Here is a 25220-nt window from a genome sequence, read left to right as displayed (position 1 = left end):
GGTCTCAGCACCCGTGGCCCTTGCACTTGTAGCCGCCACCGATCGTGCCGCTGATGCTCCAGCCGCTCGGGTCTCCGGCCGCCCAGATGTGGTACTCCTGGAAGTCCGAACTCCGCCTGCGCAGGTAGTCGTCCAGGCTCGCCATGGCGGTCTTGGCGGAGTAGTCGTCCGGCATGCGGATGTAGGTACGCACCGCACCCTTCCCGTTGGACTTCCTCATGTTGTCGTGGACGGCGTTCGGTCCGGGCTTGGTCTCCTTGAACTCGGACGGCACTCCGTCGACCCAGGCGTCGAAACCCTTTCCGGACTTTCCGCCGTCGTCCAGTGTCGCCTTGACGTGGGATCCGCCCTGAGCCAGTTGGAAGGCTATCGCGTACTCGCTGTTGCTGAGCGACCAGGTGGTGAGGTTGCTCCCCTTCTTGGTCAGCGTCCTGAACCGGTCCTCGTCGAAGGGGGTTTCGGACTCGTCGATCCGGCCGGCGATGTCCTCGACGTAGTTCCGGTCCACGAGGTCCTGCGCCATGTTGGCGAAGCCGCAGCCGTCCCGGGCGGAGCGGTGGCAGTACTTCTTGTTGATCTCCCGGATCTTCTCCAGGTACTCGCCGATGATCGGGTTGTCCGGCTGCATCAGCCAGGCCACGCGGGCCTCGTGCCACTTCTTGCGGTTCTCCGCGGTGCCCTTGGTGGTCTTGGTCGGGGACGGCGATCCGCCGTCGCCACCGCCACCACGCGTGCTGGGGACCTCGTCGTCGTCACCGTCGTCGGTGCAGTGGGTGACGCACTGGTCGCCCATGGTCGGCTCGTGGAAGACGCCGTTCATGCCGACCCAGCCGTGCAGCGCCATGTCGTTGCCGGAGCAGTCGTCGGCGCACATCTTGCGGCCGTCGGGGTCGCTGGTGCTGGTCGGGTTGCCGCCCGAGTAGGCGTACCCGTTCAGCTCCTTGGGGCTGGTCGGGTCGAACAGCGGGTCGATGCTGAGGAACCGGCCGAGGGACGGGTCGTAGTCGCGCGCTCCGAGGTGGACCAGACCGGTGGGCTCGTTGACGCCGCCCAGGAACCCGTGGTTGCCCGACCAGGTGGCGGGAGCCGTCCCGCGCTGTTCGCCGTACGGCGTGGTCCGCTTCTGGGCCGCTGCTCCGGTGGCCGCGTCGACGTTCAGTTCGGCGGTGGAGTGGTGGTCGGCGACCTGGAAGGCGACCTTGTTGTCGTCGGTCCGCACGGCCGAGGCCTGGCCGAGCGAGTAGAACCGGGTGGCGGTGGGCTTGGCCGCGCCCTTGGTCAGGGTCAGCTCGGTGGCGCCGAGGTAGAGCGTCCAGCTCTCGGCGCTCGGGTTCGCGCTGTCCAGGACGTGAGAGGTCAGTCGGCTGCCGCTGGGGTCGTACAGGTACTCCGTCGTCCTCGTGCTGGTGACGGGCCCGTTCTTGACGGTGTCGACGACCTTGCCGAGCTTGCCCTCGGCGTCCCAGGTCAGCGCCTGGTCGCTGGTGGCCCCGGCGGTGAGGTCCCGGTGGCGGGCGATGGTGTTGCCCGCGGGGTCGTAGCCGGCGGTCTCGGCGAGGACGCCGGTGCCGCTGGTGCTCTTCAGCGTGTGCGGCTGGGCGGCCGTCGGGCCGGGGTAGTTGTACTTGGTGGTGACGTCCTTGGCGGGATCTCCGGTGGTGTCGTGCCGGGTCTGGGTGTCCCGGGTGCTGTCGGGGTTGAACTGCCAGCTGGTCCAGTACGGCGCCGGGCCGCCTAGCGCCTTGGCGTCGGGCTTGGCCGGGCATCCCGTGCCGCTCGGCGTGAACGCCTCGGTGAGCCGGGCCAGGTAGTCGTACTGGAAGCACTGCCGGTCAGTGCCGGAGCGCGAGGTGTCGGTGATCGACGTGACGTTGCCGGACTGGTCGTAGGTGTACGCGGCCGCGCGCAGCGGGTTCGCCTGGCCGTACTGGTCGGTGCGGCTGGACGCCAGCCGCTGGGTGCCCCACTCGTAGGCGTTGGTGACGTAGAGCTGCTTGTTCGCGGTCCCGTCGGACAGGGTGCTTTGCAGCGGCTTGCTGGTCAGACTGTAGGTCTGGTTCGTGAGGTAGCTGCTCAGACCCTCGGCCGTGATCATCCGGGTGAGGGAGTCGTAGCCGTAGGCCACCGACTCGGCCGCGAGGTTGCCGGCCGCCGGGTAGCTGGTGCTCTGCTGCTTGCCGTCGAGCCGGTAGGTGGTGCCGCTGATGTAGTTCCCGGCGAGGGCCTCCTGGCCGGGGACGGACGGAACGCTGAGCGTGCTGCGGTTCGCGCGGCCCAGCGCGTCGTACAGCGACCAGGTCGTGGTGTACGGGTAGGTGGCGCCGCCGACGGTGGAGTACCGCGTGGCCGAGGAGATCAGACCCTTGTTGCCGGCCGGGTCCCAGGTCTGCGAGGTGAGCAGCGGGCCCGAGACGGACCCGGAGTGCAGCTCGATCTGGCGGTCGAGGTTGTCGTAGACGTAGGCCAGGGTCTGGTTGTTGCCGTCCCGGCTGGTGGCGAGTCGGCCGCGGTCGTCATAGGTCCTGACCGACGTACCGGAGTCGGGGTCGACGGTCTTGACCTGTCGGCCCTGCTGGTCGTACGTCCAGCTCCACTGCGTCCCGTACTGGTCCGTCAGCTGGGTGGTGTGCCCCGCCTGGTCGTAGCCGTACCGGATAGTGTCGTAGGCGCCACCGGGGGAGCCCCCGCGGTACTGGCGGATCTCGGTGGTGCGGCCGCGGGCGTCCTTGATGCTCGTCGACGGGGTGCCGCCCTGGGGCGGGGTGACGGTGACCCGGTCGCCGTCGTACTCGGTGAGGGTGGTGGCGATCGGGGTGCCGACGCCGTTGCCCGCCAGGGTGGTGGACTTGACGACGCGGCCGAGGCCGTCGAAGGTGCTGGCGGTCTGGGTCTCGACGCCGGTGGCGTCCTCGACCTTGAACAGCGTGCCGGAGGGCGCGCCCGTCGCGTAGTAGCCGGCGTAGGCGAGCGCGGCCTGGCCGTGCTCGTCGTAGAAGGTGTCGGTCAGGACCCGGCCGCCGTTGTCCCCGGGGGACTGGGTCTGACGGGCCCGGCCGAAACCGTCGTACAGGGTGTACGCGGTGGCCTGGGAGCCGTCGGCGTTGAGCGCCTTGGTGGAGACGACGCGGATCTGGCCGTCGTTGTCCGTGTAGCCGAACTCGTGGTTGGGGGTCTGGCCGCTGCCCTTGGAGCGGTTCGGCAGCCAGACCTTGAGGGTGCGGCCGAGTGCGTCGTACAGGGTGTCGGTGCGGCGGTTGTTGGCGTCGACGGTGTCGATGGTCAGGCCGCGCAGCAGGTCGACGTCCGCGACTGAGACCATGGCGGTGGCGGGGTTGCCCGCGACCACCGGCGGTCCGGTCGTGGTGACCTTGGTCGGCCGGCCGTTCGCCGGGGCGTAGCCGGTGGTGGTGGTCTGCGCCAGCGGGCTGGCCGTGGTCACGGGTGCCGTGGTGCCCGTGGTGTCGAACACCGTGGTGGACGCCAGCTTGGTGGTGCTGTCGGAACGGCCGTAGGCGTCGTAGTGGGTCGTGCCGTCCAGGTAGGTGGCCCGGTTGCCGGAGCGGGACTTCAGGGTGTGCACGGTGGTGACGTCGCCCTTGACGGGGGCGGCGCCGTAGGCCTGGCCGTCGTAGCGGGTGCGGACGTCCGACAGGACGGCGGAGGTCCCGTCCGCCTGGGTGTCGCGGTTCACGGCTGCCGAGCAGTTGGCGGCGACCGTCTCGACCTGGATGCTGCCGGTCAGCATCCACGCCGCGGTGTTGTCGGCGTACGTCGTGCGGGTGCACGTGTCATCGGTGCCGACCGCGACGTCGCCCAGGTCCTCGCTCTGCGTCGCACGGCCGTAGTCGTCGAAGGAGGTCGAGGTGCGGGTCTCGCGCCAGGCGGCGCCCGCGCCCTTGTCGAGCGAGGTGAAGGTCCTGCTCGCCTGGGTGCCGGTGAGGTTGGCGGTGGTGGTGCCCCAGTCGTTGGAGCGCTTGGCGGTCTCCTTCTTCCACGGGGTGCTGACGGACTTGGAGAGGACCACGCCGCCGGGCTTGTCGTACTGCTCGCTGCGGTACTCGAAGCCGGACCAGGCCTGGTCGTCGGTCAGGACGGTGCCCTGGCCGTCGTCGACGGTGACGCTGCGCTTGCTGTTCTTGTCGGCGGGGTTGTTGCGGTCCTGGTCCATGCCGCGCAGGAACCAGTGGTCGGCCTGGGTGGTCATCCCCGTCACGCCACCGGTCTCGACCCGGGCGTGGGCGTAGCCGCGCCACTGGGACCAGGTCTTGAGCTTGGCCGGGGTCAGGCCGTCCTCGTCGTCGAAGTGCCAGGCGGCGTCGCCGAGGTACGTGTAGTGGGTGACCATGTCGGGTGCGCCGCCGGTGCGGTCGGTGGCGATGACCGCGTCGACGACGTACTTGTTGAACCACTCGGTGGTCACCGGCACGTCGTTGGACGGCTGGTACATCTGCGGGAAGCAGCGGGTGGTGTTGCTCTGCGGCGTGGGCAGGTTGTTCCAGTCACAGGCCGCGGCCGAGTAGTTGACGTCGATCTGGCCGCCCTGCTCGTCGGTGATGGTGCCCAGCCGCTGCTTGATGAACGGCATGCGGCCGTCGCCGACCTTGTCGAGCCGGTTCGCCATCTGCTTGTAGGCGAAGCCGGTCTTGGGCAGGGCGATCGCCGGGGTGGCGGAGGAGCCGGTGTGCTGGATGGAGTCCAGCAGCAGCTGGTAGTCGAAGTCGGCGGTGCCCCACTTGTGGGTCAGGCTCCAGGTGTCGACCGCGGCGTAGCTCCCGTCCGCCTGGAGGGTCTTGGCGGTGACGGAGGTGAGGCGGGTCCGGGTGAAGTAGGTCGGCGAGTTCTGGCCGGTGCAGTCGGTGCCGTCCTTGCAGTTCTGGTCCCACGGGGTGTCGTACCAGTACTGCCGGTTGGTGTCGATCTTCGCCGGGTCGCAGAGCGCCGCGTTGCTCTCCAGGCAGCGTTCGGCGGTGCCGAACTCGACCCGGCCCATCGGCTTGACGGTGGCCGAGTGGATGTCGCCCTGCTGCTGGCCGTACTCGATGTGGTCCAGGCGCCCGCCGCGGATGTAGGGGGTGCGGTCGGTGGCCTTCAGGTTGCGGCCGTAGTTGTTGGTCTCGGGCGTGTACCAGTACGTGATGTCGTTGCCGTGGGCGTCGACCACCAGGTCCAGGTTCCACCGCCAGCCCTGCTGGCACCACGAGGACGCGAAGTCGGCGCCGTTGCACGGCTCGCCCGCGTTGTTGCCGTAGACCGGCACGGTGTAGACGGACTTGGTCTCCGGCTTGCCGGCGCTCCAGTTGGGCAGGCGGTTGTAGCCGAAGTAGTAGTTGGTGCCGTCGGTGGTGGTGGCGCGGAAGTACTCGCCGTCGTTGTCGCCGTTGCCCCGGCCGTTGTCGCGGACGCGGGTGACCTTGGTGTTGTCGTCGCCCTTGATCCGCCACTCGTCGCCGGAGACCGGGATCAGTTCGCCGGAGTGCCCGTCGAAGCTGATGGTGGCGTTGTCGGTGGCCCAACACAGGTCGCCCGGGCTGGCGGAGCCGGTCTTGGGCGCACCGTCGTCCGCGCAGGCCTTGTAGCTGCGCTCCACGAATCCGGGGGAGAGCTCGAAGCCGTCGCCCGCCCAGGAGGCCTGGTTGTTGCTGTTGGCCGTCCGCCCGTCGATCGCACCGGAGTTGTAGGACAGGCCGATCTTCGGGGTCAGCCCGCCGGGCATCGCCGTCAGCGGCATGTCGTACGACCAGCTGAACGATCCGCTGTTCAGGGACGTCGACCAGGAGGACGCCGAGGTGAGCGGCGTCGCCTTGTAGTCGCCGCTCGGCCCGGCCGTTCCGGCCGTGGCCGCCACGACCATGGCGCCCGGCGCGGACGCCAGCCGCATCGACCCGGCCGGGGCCGCCGTCAGCGCGTCCGCGGCGACGGTCTGCTTCGCCACGTCGTTGCCGCCCGGCAGCGGGGTCTGCACCCGGCACTCGGGCAGGTCGGGGGTGGTCAGCGCGCACTCGGGCAGGCGGACCAGCTTCAGCCGGGAGCCGAAGCCGGAGCCCGCCGCCTGGGCGAAGGACGAGTAGTCGACGGCCAGGCCGCTGTTCTCGTCCGCGCCGGAGACGGTCAGCAGCACGCCGTTGATGCCGGCCCTGGTGGCGGCGTCCTGGCCGAGCAGCTCGACCTTCGCCTTGCCCGCCGCACCGGAGGAGGAGACGGCGACCGGCAGCTTGCCGGCCTTGACCGCCTTGCCCTTCTCGCCGGGGACGTCGACGGTGGCGCTGCCCGCGGCGGGCAGGGCGCCGTGCTTGCCGTCGGTCCTGCTGACGGTGGTGTCGGCCTTGCGGTCCTTGGTCTTGGAGTCCGAGCCCTTGACCGGCTTCTCCGGGGAGACCGCCGAGGGCTTGGTGTACGGTTCCGCGGCCGCCGCGACGGCGGCCAGTGGCAGTGCCGGCAGCAGCGACCCGACCAGCGTGCCCGCGATGACCGCGGACACTCTGGAGCGGGTCGGCCGGGGCACCGACCTCTTCCTGCTCATGGGGAAACAACTCCTTGAGGGGTGAAACGGGTGTGACGGACCACGGGCCGGGCGGCAGGAAGCCGCCCGGCCCGCAGAGAGAGGGGGGATCAGACCCCGGTGGAGGTGGCGAGCTCGACGTTGTAGTCGGCGAGCTTGGTGATCTGCGCGGGGCTCAGCACGCCCTGGTACAGCCACACGTCGTCCAGCTCACCGGAGAAGTACTCGCCCCAGGCGCCGGAGTCCTTGCTCCGGCCGAACTGGAGGCCGCCGCCCGCCTCGAAGGGCTGCGGGGCGGTGGTCCAGGAGATGTGCGGGGTGCAGCCGGTCGAGCCGTCCGGGCAGCCCTGGTTCTCCACCTGGCCGTTGACGTACAGGACCAGCCGGTCCGTGAAGGCGTCGTAGCTGACCGCCAGGTGCGTCCAGTTCTCCATGACGGAGACGGCGGAGCTGTGCGCGGTCAGGGTGCGCGTCGCGCCGGTGGCGTCGGAGTCGCGGACCTCGGCCTGCCACTGGCCGTACGGCTGGCCGGTGGCGTCGTTGCCCAGCGGGACCCAGCGCACGGCGACGGCGCTGTTGTTGGCGCCGGCGACCGACAGGGCGGTCATCTTCCGGGCCGGGACGCCCGCGGTGTTCGCCCAGCCGGCCAGGGTGAAGCTCTGGCCGGTGTGCAGCGGGGTCGAGGCGGTCGCCGCGTAGCCGGTGGTGCCGTCCAGCAGCAGAGTGCCGGGGACGGGCAGGACGCCGCCGTCGGCCTTGATCGAGGCACCGCCGCCGAGCTGGGCGCCGGCCTTGGCCGGGCCCTCGTCGGGGGTGACGGCCGGGGTGCCGGTGGCCGAGGAGAGCTTCCAGCGGCCGGCCAGCTGCGGGCGCTGCTGCACCAGGGCGCCGGCCTCCGGGCCGGTGACGACGCGGTCGTAGACCCGCACGTCGTCGATGTCGCCGCCGAAGAACTCGCCGTTGACGCCCTCGCGGTTGACGGCACCGAGCTGCAGCGGGCCGGGGTTGGCCCACGGCGCGTTCTGGGTGTAGTCCGACTCACCGACGAGGAAGCCGTTGATGTAGAAGCGCAGCTTCTTGGCGGCGGTGTCGGAGACGCCCAGCAGGTGGGTCCACTCGCCGGTGGTGCCGGCGAAGCAGGGCGCGCCGTTGATCTGGGTGCCCGGGGTGCAGTCGGGCTGCCAGGTGCGCACCAGGGTGTCGGCGGAGGTGTCCTCCTTGTAGCGGCCGAAGATCCAGCGCTTCCAGTAGGTGGAGTAGTACAGCGAGAACTCGCTGTTGTGCTGGCCGATCTGGGTGACGGCGATCTTCGCGGTGGTGTCGTTGGCGGCGGGGGCCGGCAGCTTCACCCAGGCGGAGACCGAGAAGTCCCGGCTGCCGTCGACCTGCGGGCGGGTGCCGCGCAGGTAGTCGTCCACGCCGTCCAGGTGGATCGCCTTGTCGGCGATGCCGGGCTGGCCGAGCGCAACGCCGTTGTAGGCGGTCAGGTTGTCGGTCTCGGCGGTGCCGGCCGGCTTGGCGGAGGCGCCGTCCAGGTGCCAGACCGCCTTGGCCGGGCGGCCGGTGGCGAGCTGCTTGTCCGCGGCCACGTCGGCGACCTCGGTCGTGCTCAGGGAGCGGTCCCAGACCCGGACCTCGTCGATCGAGCCGGGCCAGTTGCCCACCCACTGGCCCTTCCAGCGGTTGCGGCCGATCTCCAGCGGGCCGTGCCCGTCCCAGACCGTGCCCACGACGGCCGACTTGGCGAGGGTGCCGTTGACGTACAGCTGGATGGTCTTCGCGTCGGCGTTCCAGACGCCGGTCAGGTGGGTCCACGCGCCGGTCGTCGCCGGGTCGGCGGACTGCACGCCGATCGTGGTCGCGTCCTGGTTGCCGGCCGCGGTCTGGACCTTGAAGCCCCACTTGGAGACGCCGCCGACGTTCTCGATGCCGAGCTGGAAGGCGTAGTAGTCCGGGCCGCTCTGGCTGACCGCCGCGCGGTTGTAGTCGCCTCCGTTGAACTTGACCCAGGAGGAGACGGTGAAGCTGCGGGAGGTGTCCAGGACGGCGGAGGAGGCCTCGGCGTAGGCGTTGGAGGTGCCGTCCAGGGAGAGGCCCTCGTTGAGGTGGCCGGGTGCTCCCGGGGTGGCGCCGGAGCCGAGGGCGGTGTCGAAGCTGCCGCCGGTGCCGGTGACAGCGGTGCCGCCGGGGTTGTCGTCCATCGACCAGCCGGCGCGCTGCGGCTGCCCGGCGAGGACGTTGAAGTAGTACGTCTCGGGCTGCGAGGCGTTGCCCGCGCCGTCGACGGCCCGGGCGGAGACGAAGTGGACGCCGGCGGTCTGCGGCTGGACGCGGATCGTCTGCCCGGCGCCACCGCTGGTGGCCACCTCGTTCGCCGCGGACGGCGAGGTGTCGAGGCCCCACTGGTACTTGACCACGTCGGTGGCGGCGGACTTGAGGGTGAACTGGCCGGTGCGGCCGACGCCGTCGGTCCACGGGAGCGCCGCGGTGGCGTCCTTGGAGCCCGGATAGGCGTTGGAGGTGATCGCCGGGCCGTCCGGGGCGGAGGTGTCGACGATGAAGTAGCAGCCGGTCGGGTCACCGTCGGAGGACCACGGCCCCCACTGCGCGCCGTCCCAGGCGCGGGCCTCCCAGTCGAGCTGGAGGTTCTGCGGGAGGTTGGTCGGCAACGGCCAGGAGAAGATCGAGCCGGAGGCCTTGAAGGTGTCCCATCCCGGCGCGGCGTCCTCCGAGCCGGTGGACCACCAGCGGCGGCGCAGACCGGTGCCGTCGTCCCAGCCGACCGCGAACTGCACGCCGATGGCCTCGCCGTCCGGGTCGGTGGCCCGGGTGGTGACCTGCGGCATTTTGTTGATCTTGATGCCCGGGTACTGGCAGACCGAGCCCGGCGACATCGTCATGTCGGACATCGGGATCTGGTTGGGCCGCAGGTTGTAGTACACCGACAGGTAGGCGTCGTCGGTGAAGCGCTTCCAGGCGAGCGTGTCGCCCTCGTTCTGGGCCTTCAGACCGAAGGTGATGGTCGGCCAGCCCCAGTTGGCGGCGTCCTGGACGAGGTTGCGCACCGCGCCGTCCGCGCCGTACTCCAGCCAGCCGCCGGGGCAGCTTCCGCTCCAGCCCTTGGCGGTGTTGATGGTCTGCAGGTAGCGGCCCCAGAACCCGGAGGCGTTCTGGCTGTTCCAGTTCAGGCCGGGGGAGATGTAGCCGGTGTTCCACAGCTCGACGGGACGGGCGTCGCAGGAGTACGACCAGCTCTCGTAGGTGCCGAAGGTGGCGCTGAGGATCTGCTTGCCGGCGAACGGGTTGGGCACCTGGAAGAACGCCCGCTTCACGTCGGTCGGCGCGCACCGCGAGGTGTCGCCGCAGTAGCCGACGCCCCAGTCGTGGACGTAGGTGCTGTTGTACGTGAAGTGCCAGTACGCCTGGTTCGGGTAGGTGCGCGAGACGCCCGCCCAGTCGCCGGCGTGCGGGGTGTTCCACGCCGGGTCGATCATCACCGGGTAGACCGTGTCCGGGGCGTCCAGCATGGCCTGGTCGGGGGACAGCACCAGGCCGTCCTTGGGCAGGTCGACCTTGAGGCGGGTCATCTTCGCGCCCTCGCCGGGCAGGTCGCCGTAGCCGGAGACGGCGGGGTCGTCCTGCGCGGGGGCGGACGGGGCCTCGGCCTGCGGTGCCGCCTGCGGGGCGGCCTTGAGGGTCCTGGGGGCGGCGGCTGCGGGGGCCGCGGCCGGGGTGGCCGGCTTGGAGGAGTCCCACATCACCGGGACGGGCGCCTCGAAGACGGTGCCGCCGCCGGACGGGTCCTTCGCCTTGAGCGTGCCGTCGGCCTCCTGGCTGACGGTCAGGCCGTCGCCGTGCAGGCCGAGCCGGAGCCGGTCCAGCTCGGGGTTCTTCGCGGCCTCGGGGGTGCGCACCACGATGACCTGGGTGAACCCGGTCTTGGTGGCGGACAGCCGAAGGTCCACGTCCGGCAGGATCGAGGTGTACTCGGCGGTCGCGCCGGTGACCTTCGGCTTGGGCAGCGGCTTCGGCCAGCTGAGCTTCAGCTCCTTGCCGGCCCGCGCCATACGGACCAGCGGCTCGCTGCCGCCGCCGGAGAACCGCAGGTCGGCGGTGGAGCCCTTGGGGGCGACGGCGCCGTCGGGCAGCGTCTGCAGCGTCGGGTCGAGGTCCACCCAAGTGCCGTTCTTGCGCACCCTCTTGGGCTGGACGTAGGTGGTGGTCTTCAGCTTGCCGTCGGGCTGGGCGACGGTGTCGCTGGACTCGCCGCGCTTGGCGAGCACCTCGACCGGCTTGCCGGTGCGGGCGGCTTCCTTGACGGCCAGGCTCTCCGCGCTGTCCTGGGCGTCCGTCACGCCGGGTGGCGGTGTTCCGCCGGGGACTGCGGCGGCGGCCGGGGCCACCGCGGTCGCGGCCAGCGCGACCGCGGCGAGTGCCGCGGTGAGCAGGCCGCCCGACCGTCTTGCTGCTGTTCTCACTGTGCGTAAGCTCCGACTTCCGGTATCTGGGCGAAGTTTGAGCGGATCTTCATGGACGCTTAAACGACTGTCAAAGGTTCATGAGAAAGCCGTGAGGATCCACGCTCGCGCCGATGCACCGTCAGAAGGGGAGCAGCTCAGTCAAAAACGGATAAACCGTCTGACTCGTTGTGGCGCAACTCACATCCGAGGAAGAGGTCGGAGAGTCCGGTTCTGGACTCGGGGGTCGGTAACGAACGGTAACCATGCTGGTCAACAGAGTGTTCGGGCGCCGCGCGAGGTTCAGCGGGGCCCGGCGGCCCGGGGCGGCAGGGTCCGGAGGGCCTGGGCGATCTGGCCGAGCCAGCGGGTCTCCGCCTCCATGCCGCCGACGTGCGGCAGGTGGGGCTCGGCCGCCGGAGGGGCCGCGGTGGGGGCGCTGTCGTCGGGATCCCGCGCCCGGGCGCGGGTCAGGGCGTCCGCGATCCTGGTGGCCTCGGCCCGCGCCGCGGCCTCGGTGCCGCGGGGCGCGCCGCCGGCCCCCGCCGGTGGCTCCGCCGTGCGGTAGCGGCGCAGGATCAGCAGTCCGTCCCGGATCTCGATGACCCGGCGGTAGAGCGCGAGTTCGGCGTCGGCCGGTGGCATCCGGCCGGAGCTGAGGGCGATCTGCGGGAACGCCGCGTGCAGCGCCCGCCACAGCGGCCCGAGTGACCGGTAGCTGCGGTACGCGGTCCGCCAGCGCCGGGCGGCGCGGCCGGCGCGCGCCCACAGCAGGGTGGTGGCGCCGGCCAGCAGCAGGACCGCGCACAGCCGTCCGAGCACCAGCGAGACGGGATCCTCGGTGGTCAGCTGGCGGCCCGAGCGCAGGGCGCCGAGGACGTCGTCGAACCCCCACGCCGCCCAGAGCAGGCCGACGGCGGTGGTGAGGGTGATCAGGCCGAGGGCCGTGCGCAGGGCCGTGGTGTCGGCCTGGCGGGTCCAGGACAGCGTCTGGCGCGCCAGGGTGACGAGGCAGCAGGTCACGTAGCCGGTGATGACCAGGTCGTAGCCGGCCAGCGCCACCGGGCCGAACGCGCCGGTGGCCACCATCTGGCCGCCGTCCTCGCGGATCCCGGCGAGCAGGAACAGGGCGGTCGCCGAGAGGACCGCGAGGGCGGTGCCGGCCTGGCGCAGGCGCAGGCGCGGCGCCCGGGCGTCGTCCGCGGGACGGCGCAGCGAGACGGCGGTCAGCGCGAGGAACCCGGCGGAGCCCATCTTGAGGTGGTCGGCGAACATGCCGGACAGGCCCACCAGGCCGGTTCCGTGGTCGATGTCCGCCCGGGTCTGACCGGCCATCAGCGCCAGGAAGGCGCCGAAGCACCAGGCGAAGCAGCAGGTGTGGCGCAGGGCCGCCGTGCGGCCGCGGCGCCCGCCCGCGAAGAAGCGGTACGTGCTCAGGCCGAGCAGCAGGACCGCGGCGCCGGCGAGGACGGGGTCAGTCATGCGGGTCCGGTGGGCGGCGGGTGCCCAGCAGGGGGGAGAGCCGGTGCGCCCACTCGGCGTCGCGGGACTGGGCGCCGGACGGACGGCCGCCGGGCAGCAGGGCCCGTTTGAGGATCAGCGAGGCGAGCAACTCCGCCTCCTGTTCCTGGGGTTCGAGGTAGACGGTCCGCCCCAGGACCTTCCCGATCATCGTCGGGGAGAGGTGCGGCAGCAGGCCGCGGGTGAGCCCGGGGTCGGGTGAGGGGCTGTCGGCGTGGCCCAGCAGCAGGTGGGCGTACTCGTGCACCAGGATGTGCTGGCGGTGCACCTCGCTGGTGTCCTCGGCGTACACGATGTAGTCGGCCTGACCGGTCGTCACCAGCAGTCCGCAGGGAGCACCGGGCTTCGCGGGGACGGCGATCAGGTCGATCGGGCGGCCGCGGTCGCGGGCGAGGCGGGCGACGAGCTCGGCGGCGTCGAACGGGTCGGGGAGGTCGAGCGACTCGCTGATCGCGCGGCAGCGCCGCATCATTCCGCCGTGCCGTCGGATCCACCGCAATGCGCGCCTCGCCTATCCGCCGGGGCCGACGTGGCCGGTCAACCGTCGCGGGGTGCCTCCTCGGCGGCACCACGTCGTGCTCACTGGGAGGACTTGCCCCTGGCAGCCTCCCGGCGAGCGATAGTCTCGATCACATCGGAGACCGTGTCCAGGGCTTCGGGTGAGAGTTCCACCGCCCGCAGCGCCATGTTCCGGACACCGGCGTCCCGCAGCGCCTCCAGCAGGGCGAGTTCGGCGACGATCTCCTCGGGGCGGTCGTCGAAGAAGTAGGCAGGTGAGACGTGGAAGAACGCCGCCAGCGCCTCCAGGTGGCGCTTGGTCGGATTGTCCCGCTTGCCGGTGCGCAGCTGCCACAGGTAGGTGGCCGAGAAGGTCTCGCCGGTGGCCTCGCGGCAGGCGCGCGCCACGTCCTCGTTGCTGTACTGCTCCCGGTTGGGGCGCCGGACCGTGCGGAACAGCGCCTCGATCTTCTCGGCGAGCGTGCTCGCCCCGGCTTCCGCCATCTCCGCCTCCTGCGCCGTCACTTCCGGTCCCGGCGACGCTGGAGCACGGGGCCGGCCGCCGGGTAACCATCGTAGCTTCGGGCGTGGTGCCGCCTCCCGGCAACGGTCCCCCGGGGCGAACACGGGAACGAACGCCGGAACGAACGGGGGCCCGGCCCTCCGGGGAGAGGGCCGGACCCGACGTCCTGTGCGCAGGGGCGCCCGCGGATCAGCAGCAGCCGTAGCTGAAGCTGCCACAGGTGCCGCACCAACTGCGGTCGGTGTCGCCGCAGAGGTCGTTGTAGGTGATCTGCTCCTCGCCTCCGGTGAGGGTGGTGAGGTCCGGTTCGCCGAGGGGGTGGCCGGGGGCGGTGTGCGCCTCCGGGTCCTTCCAGGACCGGACGACCTCGTCGTCGCTCACGGTTCGACTCCTTTCCGGTCGCTCAGCAACAGCCGAGGGTGTAGCTGCCGCAGGTGCCGCAGCCGGTCTGCATGGAGGCGCAGATCTCGAAGATGGTGATCTGCTCCTCGCCTCCGGTGAGGGTGGTGAGGTCCGGTTCGCCCAGGGGGTGGCCGGGGGCGGTGTGCGCCTCCGGGTCCTTCCAGGACCGGACGATGTCCTCGTTGCTCATCGTTCGACTCCTTCCGGTCAGCTCAGCAGCAGCCGAAGCTGAAGCTGCCGCAGGTGCCGCAGCCGGTGATGTTGGTGGTGCAGATGTCGTACACGGTGATCTGCTCCTCGCCACCGGTGAGGGTGGTGAGGTCCGGTTCGCCCAGCGGGTGGCCGGGGGCGGTGTGCGCCTCCGGGTCCTTCCAGGACCGGGCGATGTCCTCGGCGCTCATGGTTCGACTCCTTCCGGGCCGGTCAGCAGCAGCCGTAGCTGAGGCTGCCGCAGGTGCCGCACGCGGTCTGGTTGCTGCACATGTCGAAGATGGTCATCTCCTGCTCGCCGCCGGTGAGGGTGGTGAGGTCCGGTTCGCCCAGCGGGTGGCCGGGGGCGGTGTGCGCGGCCTCCGGGTCCTTCCAGGACCGGACGATGTCCTCGTCGCTCATGGCGTTCCTTCCGTTTCGGGTTCCGGGAGTGGAGGTGGGCCGGCCGTCAGCAGTGGGTGCCGGTGGCCCAGGTGGGGCAGCAGCCGGCGCTGCCGAGGGCCTCGCTGCCGCCCTCCTCGTCGGAGAGGCCGCCGACCATCAGGCCGAGGTCGACCTCGCCGGAGGGGTGGGCGGGGGCGGTGGCGCGGGCGGTGTGCTCCGGGTCCTTCCAGGCGCGGGCGATGCTGTCGTCGCTCATGGCGGTCCTGCCTTTCGGTGGGTGGTTGCGCGACCGGGCGGCCGGGTGGCCGACCGGGGTTCCGGGGACGGGCGTCGGGCCCGTCGGATTCAGTGGCTCGGGGCGGGGCGTACGTCGCTGTCGGCCGCGCCGAACAGCGAGCGGTAGACGCCGTCCTGCTCGATCAGCTCGTCGTGGCGGCCGCGTTGGACGATCCGGCCGTGTTCGAGGACGAGGATCTGGTCGGCGTTGCGCACGGCGTTGAGCCGGTGGGAGACGACGATCCGGGTGACGGCGAGTTCGGCGAGCGCGCCGTCGACGTGGCGTTCGGTCTGCGGGTCGAGGTGGCTGGTCGCCTCGTCGAGCAGCAGCAGCCGGGGCCGGTGCACCAGCGCCCGGGCCAGGGCGACCCGTTGGCGCTGCCCGGCGGAGAGGGCCGAGCCGCTCTCGCCGACGGGCGTGTCGTAGCCCATCGGCAGGGCCAGCACGTCCTCGTGCAGTCCGGCGATCCGCGCGGCCCGGATCACCTCGGCGTCCTCGGCGTCGGGCCGGCCGAGGGTCAGGTTGTCCCTGATGCTGCCGCCGAAGAGGCTCAACTCCTGGAGGACGGCGCCGCAGTGGGCACGCAGGTCGGCCAGGTCGAGCCGGTCGATCGGCACGCCGTCGTGCCGTACCGTCCCCTCCTCGGGCCGCAGCAGGCCGAGCAGCAGCAGGGCCAGGGTGCTCTTGCCGGAGCCGGTCCTGCCGACGATGCCCAGCTTGCCGCCGGCGGCGACGGACAGGTCGATCCCGCTGAGGGCCGGCGCCCCGGACGCCTGGTAACGGAACGTCAGCGCGTGGACGTCGACGGCGGTGGCCCGGTCCGACGCGAGCCGCAGCCCGCCGCCGGTCTCCGTGGGTGCGTCCAGGACGTCGAAGAGGCGTTCCACCTGGGCGTTGACGGTGAGGTAGAGCTGGCCGGTGGTGGACAGGGTCTCCAGCGGTGCCAGCAGGGACAGCACCAGGCTGTTCGCGGCCAGCATGGTGCCCAGGGTGGAGCGGCCGGTCATGACCATCCAGGCGCCGACGCCGAGCATCAGCAGCGGGCCGAGCGAGGTCATCGCCCGCTGGGCCCCGGAGAGCCGGGCGGTGGCGCGGCCGCGCCGCAGCATCGCGCCCTGGTAGCGGGTGAACAGCCCCTGCCAGTGCTCCACGGCGCGGCCCTCCACGCCGTTCGCCTTGAGCGGCAGGATCGCCTCCAGCGCCTCGACCAGGTAGCTCTGCTCCTCCGCCCGCGCCACCAGCTCCAGTTGGGCGAGGTTACGCAGCCGGCGGTGGGACTGGAGGACCAGGAACAGCTGCAGCAGGAACAGCGGGGCGACGGCGAGCAGGTACAGGGGCTGCAGCAGCACCACGGCGACCAGGTAGCCGACCAGCAGGACGCCGTCCAGGGCGACGGTCATCAGCTGCTGGGTCATGGTCTCCCGGGTGCTGGAGACGCTGGACATGCGCATCAGCAGGTCGCCGCGTCCACGCTCGAGGAAGAACTGCAGCGGCAGCCGGAAGAGGTGCTCGACGAAGGAGCGGGTCAGCACCAGGTCGCCGCGCCGGCGCAGCGCGAGCAGGGCCAGCGCGCGCAGCGCGGTGAGCAGCCCGGTGAGCAGGGCGATGCCGACGGCGGACAGCGCCAGCAGGACGGGCAGGCCGGTGCGGTGCTGCGGCAGCAGCGTGTCCACCACGGTGCGGGTGAGCAACGGGACGGCCAGGCCGAGCAGTTGCAGCCCTCCGGTGACCAGGGCGGTCAGGGCGAGCAGCGAGCGGCCGCCCGGGGCGGTGAGGAAGCGCCGCAGGTAGCGCACCATCGGACGGTCGCGCAGCGGAGTGTGTCGCTCCTCGAAGTGCTCGCCCGGTTCCAGGGCGACGGCCACGTCGCCGAACAGCTCGTCGAAGTCCCGCCGGGAGATCTGGCGGCGTCCGCCGGCCGGGTCGACCAGCCGGACGGATCGGCGGTCGACTCGTTCCAGGACGACGAAGTGATGGGTCCTCAGGTAGGCGATCACCGGGCCGCGCAGCGGTCGTTCCAGGGCGGCCGGTCCGCGGTCGACGCGGACGGTCAGGCCGACCCGCCGCGCCGCGTCGACGAGTACGGCCACCGAAGCGCCGTCGCGTCCGGCGCCGAGCAGCGGGCGGCAGTCGGCCACCGTGGAGTCGCGTCCGTAGTGGCTGAGCACCATGGCCAGGCAGGCCGCGGCGCACTCGGTGCGGGTGAACTGGAGCCGCAGCGGCACGCGGTGGGCGCGTCGCCGGGGGCGGGTCCGGGCGGCGTCGGACGGGGAGGTCACGGGGCCTCCTGCGGCGCGAGCAGGAGCACGGGGGCGACGCGGTCGGGTGCGGCGATCCGCAGCAGGCCGTGGCCGATGCCGGCCAGGCCGGTCATCAGACCGGGCGTGGGGATGCCGCCGGGGGTGCCGCAGACCGGGCCGCGCTCCTCGATCCCGGCCAGCAGGGTGTCGCGGGTCCGCCGGAAGTGGTCCCCGGCCCGCGCGACGCCGGCGCGGGCGGCCGCGGCGAACAGCTCCAGATTGCCCAGCCCGCCGTGGCAGAGGCTGTCGTTGCCGTCCTGGCCGAAGGCGGCGGTCGAGCGTACGGCGCGCAGCAGGGCCCGGTCGTTCGCCGGGGTGCGGACCGCGGCGGGCAGGTCGGCCCGGAGCAGTCCGATGCCCGGGGCGCCGTGGCACCAGGCGTGCACGTGGGCGATGGTGCCCGGGGGCGGGGTGGCCTGCCAGGGCCTGGGGGTCTGCTCCCGGAAGTCCGGCCAGTTGTCGAGCTCGGGGTCGAAGCCGTCCTCCTCGTAGGCCAGGGCGGCCCGCCCGGTGCGCAGCGCGTCCGCGTCCCCGGTGCGGGCGGCGTGGCGCAGCAGTGCCCAGCCGATCCCGCCGGCGCCGTGGGACAGCCCCAGCAGCGGTCGTTCGCCGGTCAGCGGGGTGCGCCAGGAGACGGTGCCGCCGGGATGCGGCTCGGCCTTCTCCACCAGCAGTCGGGCGCAGCGCCGGGCGCAGTCCCGCGCGGCGCTGCCGTGCCGCCGCACCAGGGCCTCGGCCACGGCGAGGCAGCCGGCGGCGCCGCCGATCAGGTCGAGCTGCCGGTCGTCGTCGAGGCCGCGGGCGGCCGCGGTGAGCAGCTCCGGTACGGGCTGCGCCAGCGCGGGGTCGTCGAGCAGGACGGCGGCGCAGTCCAGCGCGTAGGCGGTGCCGGACAGCCCGCCGAACGCCCCCCAGGTCCGCTTCGGGGTGCGGTGCAGCGCGTGCGCGAGGTGCTCCGGGAACGGTGCCAGGACGCGGCGGGCCCACTGGGCGTAGCGCTCCTCCCCGGTGACGGAGGCGAGCTGGGCGAGGAACAGCGCCGGGCCGGGGTAGCCGCCGTACAGGTCGTCGCGCAGGGCGGTGACCCGCCACTGGTCCCGGGCCAGGTCGAGCCCGAGCCAGCCGGTCCGTGTGCCGGTGTGGCGCGCGTCGGCCATCAGGCGGTCGGCGACGGACCGGGCGAGGCGCAGGGCGCGCTCGGCGGGGGAGCGGTCGGGGTCGGCCGGGGCGGGCCGGGCCGGCCGGGTGGCGGTGGCCGCGGATTCCGGTCCGCCCGCCGGCGGGTTGGTGGCGCGGGCGGCGAAGGCCGCCCGGATGATCCAGTCCTGGGTGGCGAGGTCGTGCTCGTCCATGGCGGCGATGATCCGCCGGGCCCGGTCGAGCCCGGACTCGGGCAGCGCCCGCGGCAGCGAGTGCCCGCGGTGGGTGTGCAGGTCGCGGGAGCCGACGACGGCGCGGAACAGCGGGACGTCGCCGCTCCAGAGGTCCTCGGCCTCCAGCGCCAGCAGCGACCGGAGCGCCGGGTTCTCGGCGGACTGGGCGAAGATCAGCCCGAGCACCCGGTCGCGGTCGAGCGCGTCCCGGGTGACGTCCGGGTGGGTGCTCTCGCTCAGCAGGTGGGCGTAGACGCGGGTGGCGCGGACGATGGTGCGGACGGTGTCCTCCCGGAACCGCTCCAGCGGGCCGTCGGGCGCGAGCAGTGCCTCGCGGTGGGCGGCGATCGTCCGGTAGCCGGCCTCGAACCCGGCGCGCAGGGACGGCAGGTGGTTCGCCGGGTCGACGTCCCGGCCGTCCAGGCTCGGCCGGTTCGCGCTGCCCCCGAAGGCGCGCTGCACCCGGGTCAGGCGCATCCCGTCGGTGCCGCCGTCCTCCCAGGCGGGCATCTTGAAGGGCAGTACGGCGCCCTTGTCGGCGCCCATCCCGCCGACGTCCAGCACCGCGCCGCCGTCGCCGACCAGCACCGAGGGCAGCAGGCCCACCCGCTGCACCGAGTGGGCGAGCAGGTGCTGCGCCGGGTCGTCGTCGACCAGCGGGCTGCCGCTCAGGTGGGGCACGCCCACGTGGAACAGCGACTCCAGGTCGACCGCGATCGGCTGTTCCCCCACGGCGATCACGTTCTCGAAGTGGAAGTCGGTGGCGGCGAGCGCGTAGAGCAGGGCGAGCAGCGCTCCGAGGCGGTGGTAGAACCGTTCGGCCGCCGCGTGGTCGGCGCAGGGCGTCGGCTCCACGAACTCGATCCAGCCGTACTCGCCGCGGTCCCACACCGCCACGGTGCCCAGGCCGAGGTCCGGCAGGGCGGTGTCGTACCAGTCGACCACCGCGTTGAAGTGCTCGTGGACGGCCAGCGGCCGGGGCTTGTACACCAGCCGGGCGCCGGAGGAGAAGGTCAGCAGCGCGACCGAGCGGCCCGCCTCGTGGCCGTCGCCGTGGCCCATCCGGACGTCGGTCAGCTCGCCGGGGTCGCGCCCGTCGAAGAGCCGCTCGACGAGTGACGGCCGGTCGGCGGTGAAGCGGTCGAGGAACTCCCGGTGCGCGTGGACGGCGTTCGCGGTGACGGACGCCAACAGCCGGGCCAGGACGGCGTATTCGTCGAGGAGCGCGGCCAGCCGCTCGGGCTGTCGCTGCCAGGCGACGAAGGAGCGGAAGCGTTCGCGCGGGGTGTCGCCGGCCAACTGGCCGGAGAGCCGGGCCACGTGGAGTTCCAGGACCAGGGTGCGGCCGAGCGAGGAGACCAGCTGGTCCCGCAGGCTGTCGGTGAGCGAGCGCCGGACCGCCGTGCGGGCGTCCTCGGCCGGGTCGGCGGTGGCGTTCCCGGCGGGGGTGGAGGCGGGGTCGGAGGCCGCCAGCAGGCGGTGGGCCTCGGTGAGGAAGGGTTCGACGAGGACCGCGAAGTCGGCGAAGCCGTGCTGGTGTTGGTCGCCGGGGGCCGCGTCGTGCTCGTCGCCGGGCTCGCCGCGGTGCGCCTCGTCGGGCGTCGGCGGCCGTTGTGCGGCGCGCGCCATGACGTCCTCGACGAACCGGGCCCAGTCCGGTTTGGCGGTCCGGGAGGCCAGGCTGTCGGGGTGTTCGGCGAGCAGCCGGCGCAGCAGCGGCGGGTCGATGCCGAGGGCCCGGGCCTGGGCGTCGGCGGTGTCCGGGGTGTGGTCGGGGAACGCCGAGCGCCAGCGGGCCAGCCGGCGGTCGGCGCGCCAGCCGAGGCTGCCCTCGGCCGGGCTGTCGGGCACCGGGGCGGGCGGTTCGCCGTCGGCGGTCAGGCGCTCGGCGAGCCACAGGCCGCGCGCCCACCAGCTGCCGGTCAGCGGTGCGCGGTCGACGCGTGACCAGGGGGCGGCGGTGTCCGCGGCATCGGGCGGGGTCTTCGAGGGCATGCTGAACTCCTGGGACGCGGAGGGCGGACGATCCGGGGGCCGGACGGGATTGGCGCGGTACCGGAGGGAGAGGAGCTGGCTCAGCTGTTGTGAATGAGAGTGCTCGATCAGTGCCCGATCGATTCACATGAGCTGATGGCCGCGAAGTGAGTCTGCTTGCTCCGTGACGGCCCGTCAAGTGGTGTGAATAGCCATGCCCAAGCCATTTATCTCAGCTGCCAAGGCCGGCCCGGCCGCGCCGGACGGCGTGACCTGGCGGAACGCGCGCAGGCGCCCCCGGGACGCTTGGGTCCCAGCGGTCGTTGCCACACCCGCTACGTGATGCTCCTGCACCTGCCGAACGGCCGCACCGCCGAGCACGTGCGCGACGCCCCTCGTGGAAACCGTCCAGACACTGCTCGCCCACTTGGTGCGCTCGCTGACCTGGGGCCAGGGCGCGGAGATGGTCGCGCACGGCTCCTTCACGGTCACCACCGGCATCCCGGTCTGCATCTGCGACCCGGCCAGTCCAAGGCAGCGCGGCAGCAACGAGAACACGAACGGCCTGCTGCGGCAGTACTTCCCGAAGGGCACCGACCTGTCCATCCACAGCCCCGAACACCTCGTGGCGGTCACCGCCGAGCTCAATGGCCGTCCACACAAAACGCTCGGCTGGGAAAACCCAGCCGAGCGCCTGCACAATCTGCTCGCCGCTTGATCAACTAACCACGTGTTGCAACGACCCCTGGAAACCGCCCCGAGGCGGGGGGCTTCGTCGTTTCCGGACTCACGCCGTCGCCCGCTCGTCCGCTCCGGATTCGAGGTGTCAGCGGTTCCGTCCGGCCAGGCCGACATGACGGGCCAGCTGAGCGAGCCCCGCCAGTTGGCGACGTCCCTTGTTCTCCTGGACCTGCCTGATCACCTCGCGGCCGAGCACCTGGTAGCGCAGCCACTCCGGGGCCATCCCATACACGCGGTTCATGGTCGCCACCGCGTCGCCGTACTGCTCCTGCCAGGTCTGGGCGTGAGCCACGTCCAGGAGGTGACGGCCGCGCGTCATCGGTGGAATCCTCGGCGTCGGCGAGACCGAGCGGGCAGCCTTGAGCGCGTCTGCGGGCTTGTGCTGGGACATGGCCACCTCGGTCATCACCATGGCCACCTTCGACGGGCCGAAGGCCGCGTGGTGGCCCCCGTGGAGGTAGTCCATCGCGTCCACGTCCACCACCGTCGTGCACCGCTTGGCGTCCGCCAGCATCTCCTTCGCCGCCTGGTAGTCGTCCTGCCTGGACGCCGAGGTGGCGGCCGACAGCCGCAGCCTGCCCCACATCCGCACGGCCGCATAATTGTCGCGGGTGAACCGCGGGTTCAGCTCGTCGGCGGCGGCGGTGGCGACCAGGCCGGCCAGCTTCCCCTCGTTCTGCCGCAGCAGCACCCAGGAAAGGGCGTTGCGAGCCCCGGCGATCAGCACCCGGTCTTCCGCCAGGTCGGCTTCGGCCATGGCGTACTCGATCGCCGAGCGGGCAAGGTCGTCTTGACCGAGGTGTCCGGCGGCCTGGGCGGCGACCTGGTAGGCGAGGGAGAGCGCGGCGCGAGCCTTGCGGCGGTCGGCTCCTCCAGCGTCGCGCACAGCTGCGCGGACCCCTTCGAGCAGGACGGGCAGGTCGGCGACCAGGTCGGCGAACTCGCCGCGGTGGTAGGTCTCCCACGCATCGGTGATCGAGCGGTCCAGCTCGGACAGCGGCGGGGCCTCCACGATGGTGACCGGAAGGAAGGCGATGGGGTGGATCACGCGCCGCAGCGCGGACACGCTCTCGTCGCGTCGGCCGTCGTCCTGGTGCAGCGTCTCGCGTTGGCCGAGCAAGCTGGACCGGTTCACGTCCAGTGCGGTGGCGAGCTTGGAGATCGTGCCCATCAACGCCGTGGTGCGCTGGTTCTGCTCCAGGGCCCGGATGGTGGCGACGCTCACACCCGACTTGGTGTGGAGTTCTTCTTGGGTCAGCCCGGCCTGGTTGCGCAGCCGGGCAAGGTTCTCGCCGATCGTCGGCTCTCCGCTCATGGTTCCCGACCCCCTGTCGTCATGGGGGACGGTACCCCTTTCCGGCGCTGATCACGGCGAACTACTACACGGCGTATTAGTTCACGAGAAGCGATCACGAAGTTACGCGGAGACACCGTTTCCTGGCGGTGCGTCACGCGGTTTGGTTGGTGCATGCCGCTCGGCAGAGGGAGACCAACCCCTCTTTGGACTCCGGACGTTGAGCTGCTGCGGCAGCCCGTCGGTGCCCCCGTCATCGGCGGACCGCCAATTACCCGGCGAAAGGAGCGATCGTGACCAGCGCTGATTCTGCCCGCGACAGACCGCACCCGTGGAGCTTGAACGGGGCCGCGACACTGTCGGCCGCGAACCCGTCGCCGATGCGCCGCACGGTGCACCGTGAGGAGGTCACCCCCCGCGACCGCGGACCGGATTCTCCTGGACGAGCACCGCGCGAACTACGGCCGGTGCGACCGGTGCGAAGAGCCGTGGCCGTGCGCCGTGGTGCGGGAGATCCGGTATGGGGGTGCGGCGTGAGCAGGCTCTCGGCGGATCAGCAGATCCGGCGTCAGGAGCTGATCGAGGCCGCGTCCGGCTGGCACTCCTGGGGCATCTGGGTCGCCGATCACGACGGCCGCGAGATCTTTGCGGAGAACCTGACCAGAGCCAAGCGGCGGAAGTCGGTGCTGTCACAGCTCGCGGCGGGACGGCGCAGACGGGCCGCGTGCCGGGCAGCCCGGTGAACACCGCCATGGCGCCCCAGGAACTCGTGGACCTGGTGGCGAAGCAGCCGGCGACCGCTGACCTGAAATACCGGCCGGCGTCGCCCGGCGTCCGGGGCGCGGGAAACTCCGCGAATGGGACCTTGGCGATCTGACCGGAACTGCTGAGCTGATCCTTTCGGAGCTGGTCGCCAACGCCGCCCGACACACCCGCCGCCTGACGACGATGCGGGTCCGCATCCGCCATATCGACGCCGGCGCCGTCCGGATTTCCGTTCGCGACGGCTCCCGCACGCTGCCGATGGCGATCCAGGCCGGAAACGAAGACGAAGGGCACCGTGGGATGGCGCTGGTCAACCGCCTGGCCAAGGGTTGTTGGGGCGCCGACCTCGACCCTCGCGGCAAGACCGTGCACGCGACTCTCAAGATCCGCTGACTTCGCGCCACACGGCAAGTTCCTTGTACCACGAAGGTTCTTCTGCAAGCGCTCAACCGAAGGAACCACAGTGTCTAAGCTCCCGGACATGACCACTGACAGTGACAAGACCGTCACTTTCGCCGAGTCGCTGAGCGCGGCTCTCATCAACCAACTGCGCGACCTGAACGCGATCCGTTCCGACCGGGTGGCGGACGCGTTCCGCACGGTCCCGCGCCACCTCTTCGCCCCCGAGGCCCCCATGGAGGAGATCTACTCCAACCAGCCCATTGTGACCAAACGCGACGAACGCGGGCTGGCGATCAGCACCGTCTCCGCCCCCCGCATCCAGGCGTTCATGCTGGAGCAGGCTGATATTCAGTCGGGCATGCGGGTGCTGGAGATCGGCTCGGGCGGGGTGAACGCCGCGTACCTCGCGGAACTGGTCGGCGAGGCCGGCGAGGTCACCACCATGGACATCGACCCGTTCGTCATCGACCGCGCCAGGCGGTTCCTGCCGCAGGCCGGGTACGCGCGGGTGAACGTAGTGCTCGCCGACGGCGAGTTCGGCGTCCCGGAGCACGCTCCGTATGACCGCATCGTGGTGACCGTCGGAGCCTGGGACCTGCCTCCCGCCTGGTGGGAGCAGTTGGCGCCGGGCGGCCGGATCGTCGTCCCGATCAGGGTGCGCAGCCTCAACCGATCCGTGGCCTTCCAGCTGGACAGCGGCAGTCTGGTGAGCCGGTCGATCGAGCGGGCCGGCTTCGTCGCGATGCAGGGGGCCGGAGCTTTCGGCGAGGAGGTCGTCTACCTGCACGAGGACACCGTGGCACTGCGGGTGGATAACGGGCAGCAGGCCGACGGGGCACTTCTGGCAGCCGCGTTGAAGCAGCCCCGGGTCGAGCGGTGGTCCGGGGTCACGGTCGGCGACCAGGAGCCGTTCGATGACCTGGACATGTTCCTCGCCACGACGCTGCCCGGCTTCTGTCTGCTGATGGCGCACGACTCCGCCGTTGGTGCCGGGATCGTGCAGGCACGGCCGTGGGGAAGCTCGGCGGTGTTCAGTGGGGGCACCTTCGCCTACGTGGTGCTGCGGCAGCTGGGCCCGGACCGTCACGAGTTCGGCGTGTACGGGCACGGCCCCGATGCCGAGCACCTGGCCGTCAGGGTGGTCGAACAGATCAGCGCCTGGGACGGCCGCCACCGCAACGGGTCGGCCCCGATCATCACCGCCTACCCGGCGGGCACCTCCGACGACCGGCTTCCCGGGGGCCTGGTCATCGACAAGAAGCACACCCGGTTCACAGTCTCCTGGTCCTGACGCGGACCAGGTGTTCCTGATCACCAACTCTGCAAGGAGGGGATCAACTATGGCCAACAAGGTCATGGACAGCACGACCGAGTTCGACTTGGACGTGTCGATCGTCCGCAACACCGGCGTGCTGACGGCGATCATGCGCAGCACCGACGACGGTTGCGGCAGCACCTGCCCGGCGTGCGCCAGCGGCGCCGGTGGCGGGGGCGGCAACGGCGGTGGCCGCGGCAACGGTGGCGAGGGCGGTGGTGGCGAGGGCGGTCTGATCATCGCCTGATCTACCTGAACCGACTGGTCACGCCCCGGCCCGGTGCT

17 protein-coding genes and 1 pseudogene are annotated in these 25220 nt (G+C 71.8%); 5 read left to right on the top strand and 13 right to left on the bottom strand.

Annotated elements, in window-relative coordinates; translation table 11 throughout:
- Positions 1-4: 4 nt before the first annotated feature.
- From ACWDBE_RS22840 to ACWDBE_RS22785, 12 genes are all read right to left on the bottom strand, one after another.
- Entirely contained in the window at positions 5-6520 is a 6516-nt protein-coding gene (locus ACWDBE_RS22840; RefSeq protein WP_449808898.1) for an RHS repeat domain-containing protein, read from the bottom strand.
- An 89-nt stretch (positions 6521-6609) separates the two neighbouring features.
- Positions 6610-10977: a LamG-like jellyroll fold domain-containing protein gene (locus ACWDBE_RS22835; protein WP_449808897.1), complete on the bottom strand. Its 4368-nt coding sequence runs from the start codon at positions 10975-10977 to the stop codon at positions 6610-6612.
- Between the two features lie 282 nt (positions 10978-11259).
- Positions 11260-12438, bottom strand: coding sequence for an MAB_1171c family putative transporter (locus ACWDBE_RS22830; protein WP_449808896.1), 1179 nt, complete (start codon positions 12436-12438; stop codon positions 11260-11262).
- Positions 12431-12946, bottom strand: a complete 516-nt coding sequence (locus tag ACWDBE_RS22825) for a ParH-like protein (protein ID WP_449808895.1) — start codon at positions 12944-12946, stop codon at positions 12431-12433. The genes ACWDBE_RS22830 and ACWDBE_RS22825 overlap by 8 nt, the downstream gene beginning before the upstream one ends.
- A gap of 110 nt (positions 12947-13056) precedes the next feature.
- Positions 13057-13479 carry an XRE family transcriptional regulator gene (locus tag ACWDBE_RS22820; RefSeq protein ID WP_449790593.1) on the bottom strand — a complete coding sequence of 141 codons (423 nt, stop codon included), beginning with the start codon at positions 13477-13479 and terminating at the stop codon, positions 13057-13059.
- Positions 13480-13687: 208 nt separating this feature from the next.
- The gene (locus ACWDBE_RS22815; protein WP_449790592.1) at positions 13688-13879 is read right to left on the bottom strand and encodes a hypothetical protein; all 192 of its coding nucleotides are present in this window, start codon (positions 13877-13879) and stop codon (positions 13688-13690) included.
- Between the two features lie 22 nt (positions 13880-13901).
- Positions 13902-14090, bottom strand: coding sequence for a hypothetical protein (locus ACWDBE_RS22810; RefSeq protein WP_449808894.1), 189 nt, complete (start codon positions 14088-14090; stop codon positions 13902-13904).
- Between the two features lie 22 nt (positions 14091-14112).
- The gene (locus ACWDBE_RS22805; RefSeq protein ID WP_449808893.1) at positions 14113-14301 is read right to left on the bottom strand and encodes a hypothetical protein; all 189 of its coding nucleotides are present in this window, start codon (positions 14299-14301) and stop codon (positions 14113-14115) included.
- 22 nt (positions 14302-14323) lie between these two features.
- On the bottom strand, positions 14324-14512 hold the full coding sequence (locus tag ACWDBE_RS22800; RefSeq protein WP_449808892.1) for a hypothetical protein: 189 nt from the start codon (positions 14510-14512) through the stop codon (positions 14324-14326).
- Positions 14513-14558: 46 nt separating this feature from the next.
- A complete protein-coding gene (locus ACWDBE_RS22795) occupies positions 14559-14750 on the bottom strand; it encodes a hypothetical protein (protein ID WP_402399431.1) in 192 nt (63 codons plus the stop codon).
- 89 nt (positions 14751-14839) lie between these two features.
- Entirely contained in the window at positions 14840-17050 is a 2211-nt protein-coding gene (locus tag ACWDBE_RS22790) for a peptidase domain-containing ABC transporter (protein ID WP_449808891.1), read from the bottom strand.
- Positions 17047-20439, bottom strand: a complete 3393-nt coding sequence (locus ACWDBE_RS22785) for a type 2 lanthipeptide synthetase LanM family protein (RefSeq protein ID WP_449808890.1) — start codon at positions 20437-20439, stop codon at positions 17047-17049. Before ACWDBE_RS22785 ends, ACWDBE_RS22790 begins: the two co-directional genes overlap by 4 nt.
- 309 nt (positions 20440-20748) lie before the next feature.
- Between ACWDBE_RS22785 and ACWDBE_RS22780 the strand changes: the two are divergent.
- Positions 20749-21136: pseudogene (locus ACWDBE_RS22780) on the top strand (IS30 family transposase); the annotation flags it as partial.
- Between the two features lie 108 nt (positions 21137-21244).
- Here ACWDBE_RS22780 and ACWDBE_RS22775 read toward each other — a convergent pair.
- Positions 21245-22474: a helix-turn-helix domain-containing protein gene (locus ACWDBE_RS22775; RefSeq protein ID WP_449808889.1), complete on the bottom strand. Its 1230-nt coding sequence runs from the start codon at positions 22472-22474 to the stop codon at positions 21245-21247.
- Positions 22475-22986: 512 nt separating this feature from the next.
- Between ACWDBE_RS22775 and ACWDBE_RS22770 the strand changes: the two genes are divergently transcribed.
- From ACWDBE_RS22770 to ACWDBE_RS22755, 4 genes are all read left to right on the top strand, one after another.
- On the top strand, positions 22987-23196 hold the full coding sequence (locus tag ACWDBE_RS22770; protein ID WP_449808888.1) for a hypothetical protein: 210 nt from the start codon (positions 22987-22989) through the stop codon (positions 23194-23196).
- Between the two features lie 67 nt (positions 23197-23263).
- Positions 23264-23611, top strand: coding sequence for an ATP-binding protein (locus ACWDBE_RS22765; RefSeq protein ID WP_449808922.1), 348 nt, complete (start codon positions 23264-23266; stop codon positions 23609-23611).
- Positions 23612-23699: 88 nt separating this feature from the next.
- Positions 23700-24911: a methyltransferase, FxLD system gene (gene fxlM / locus ACWDBE_RS22760; protein ID WP_449808887.1), complete on the top strand. Its 1212-nt coding sequence runs from the start codon at positions 23700-23702 to the stop codon at positions 24909-24911.
- 49 nt (positions 24912-24960) lie between these two features.
- On the top strand, positions 24961-25182 hold the full coding sequence (locus tag ACWDBE_RS22755; RefSeq protein WP_449808886.1) for an FxLD family lanthipeptide: 222 nt from the start codon (positions 24961-24963) through the stop codon (positions 25180-25182).
- Positions 25183-25220: the final 38 nt, after the last annotated feature.

It is taken from the genome of Kitasatospora sp. NPDC001132 (genome assembly GCF_053598415.1).
This window is presented reverse-complemented; position numbering and strand designations above follow the sequence as displayed.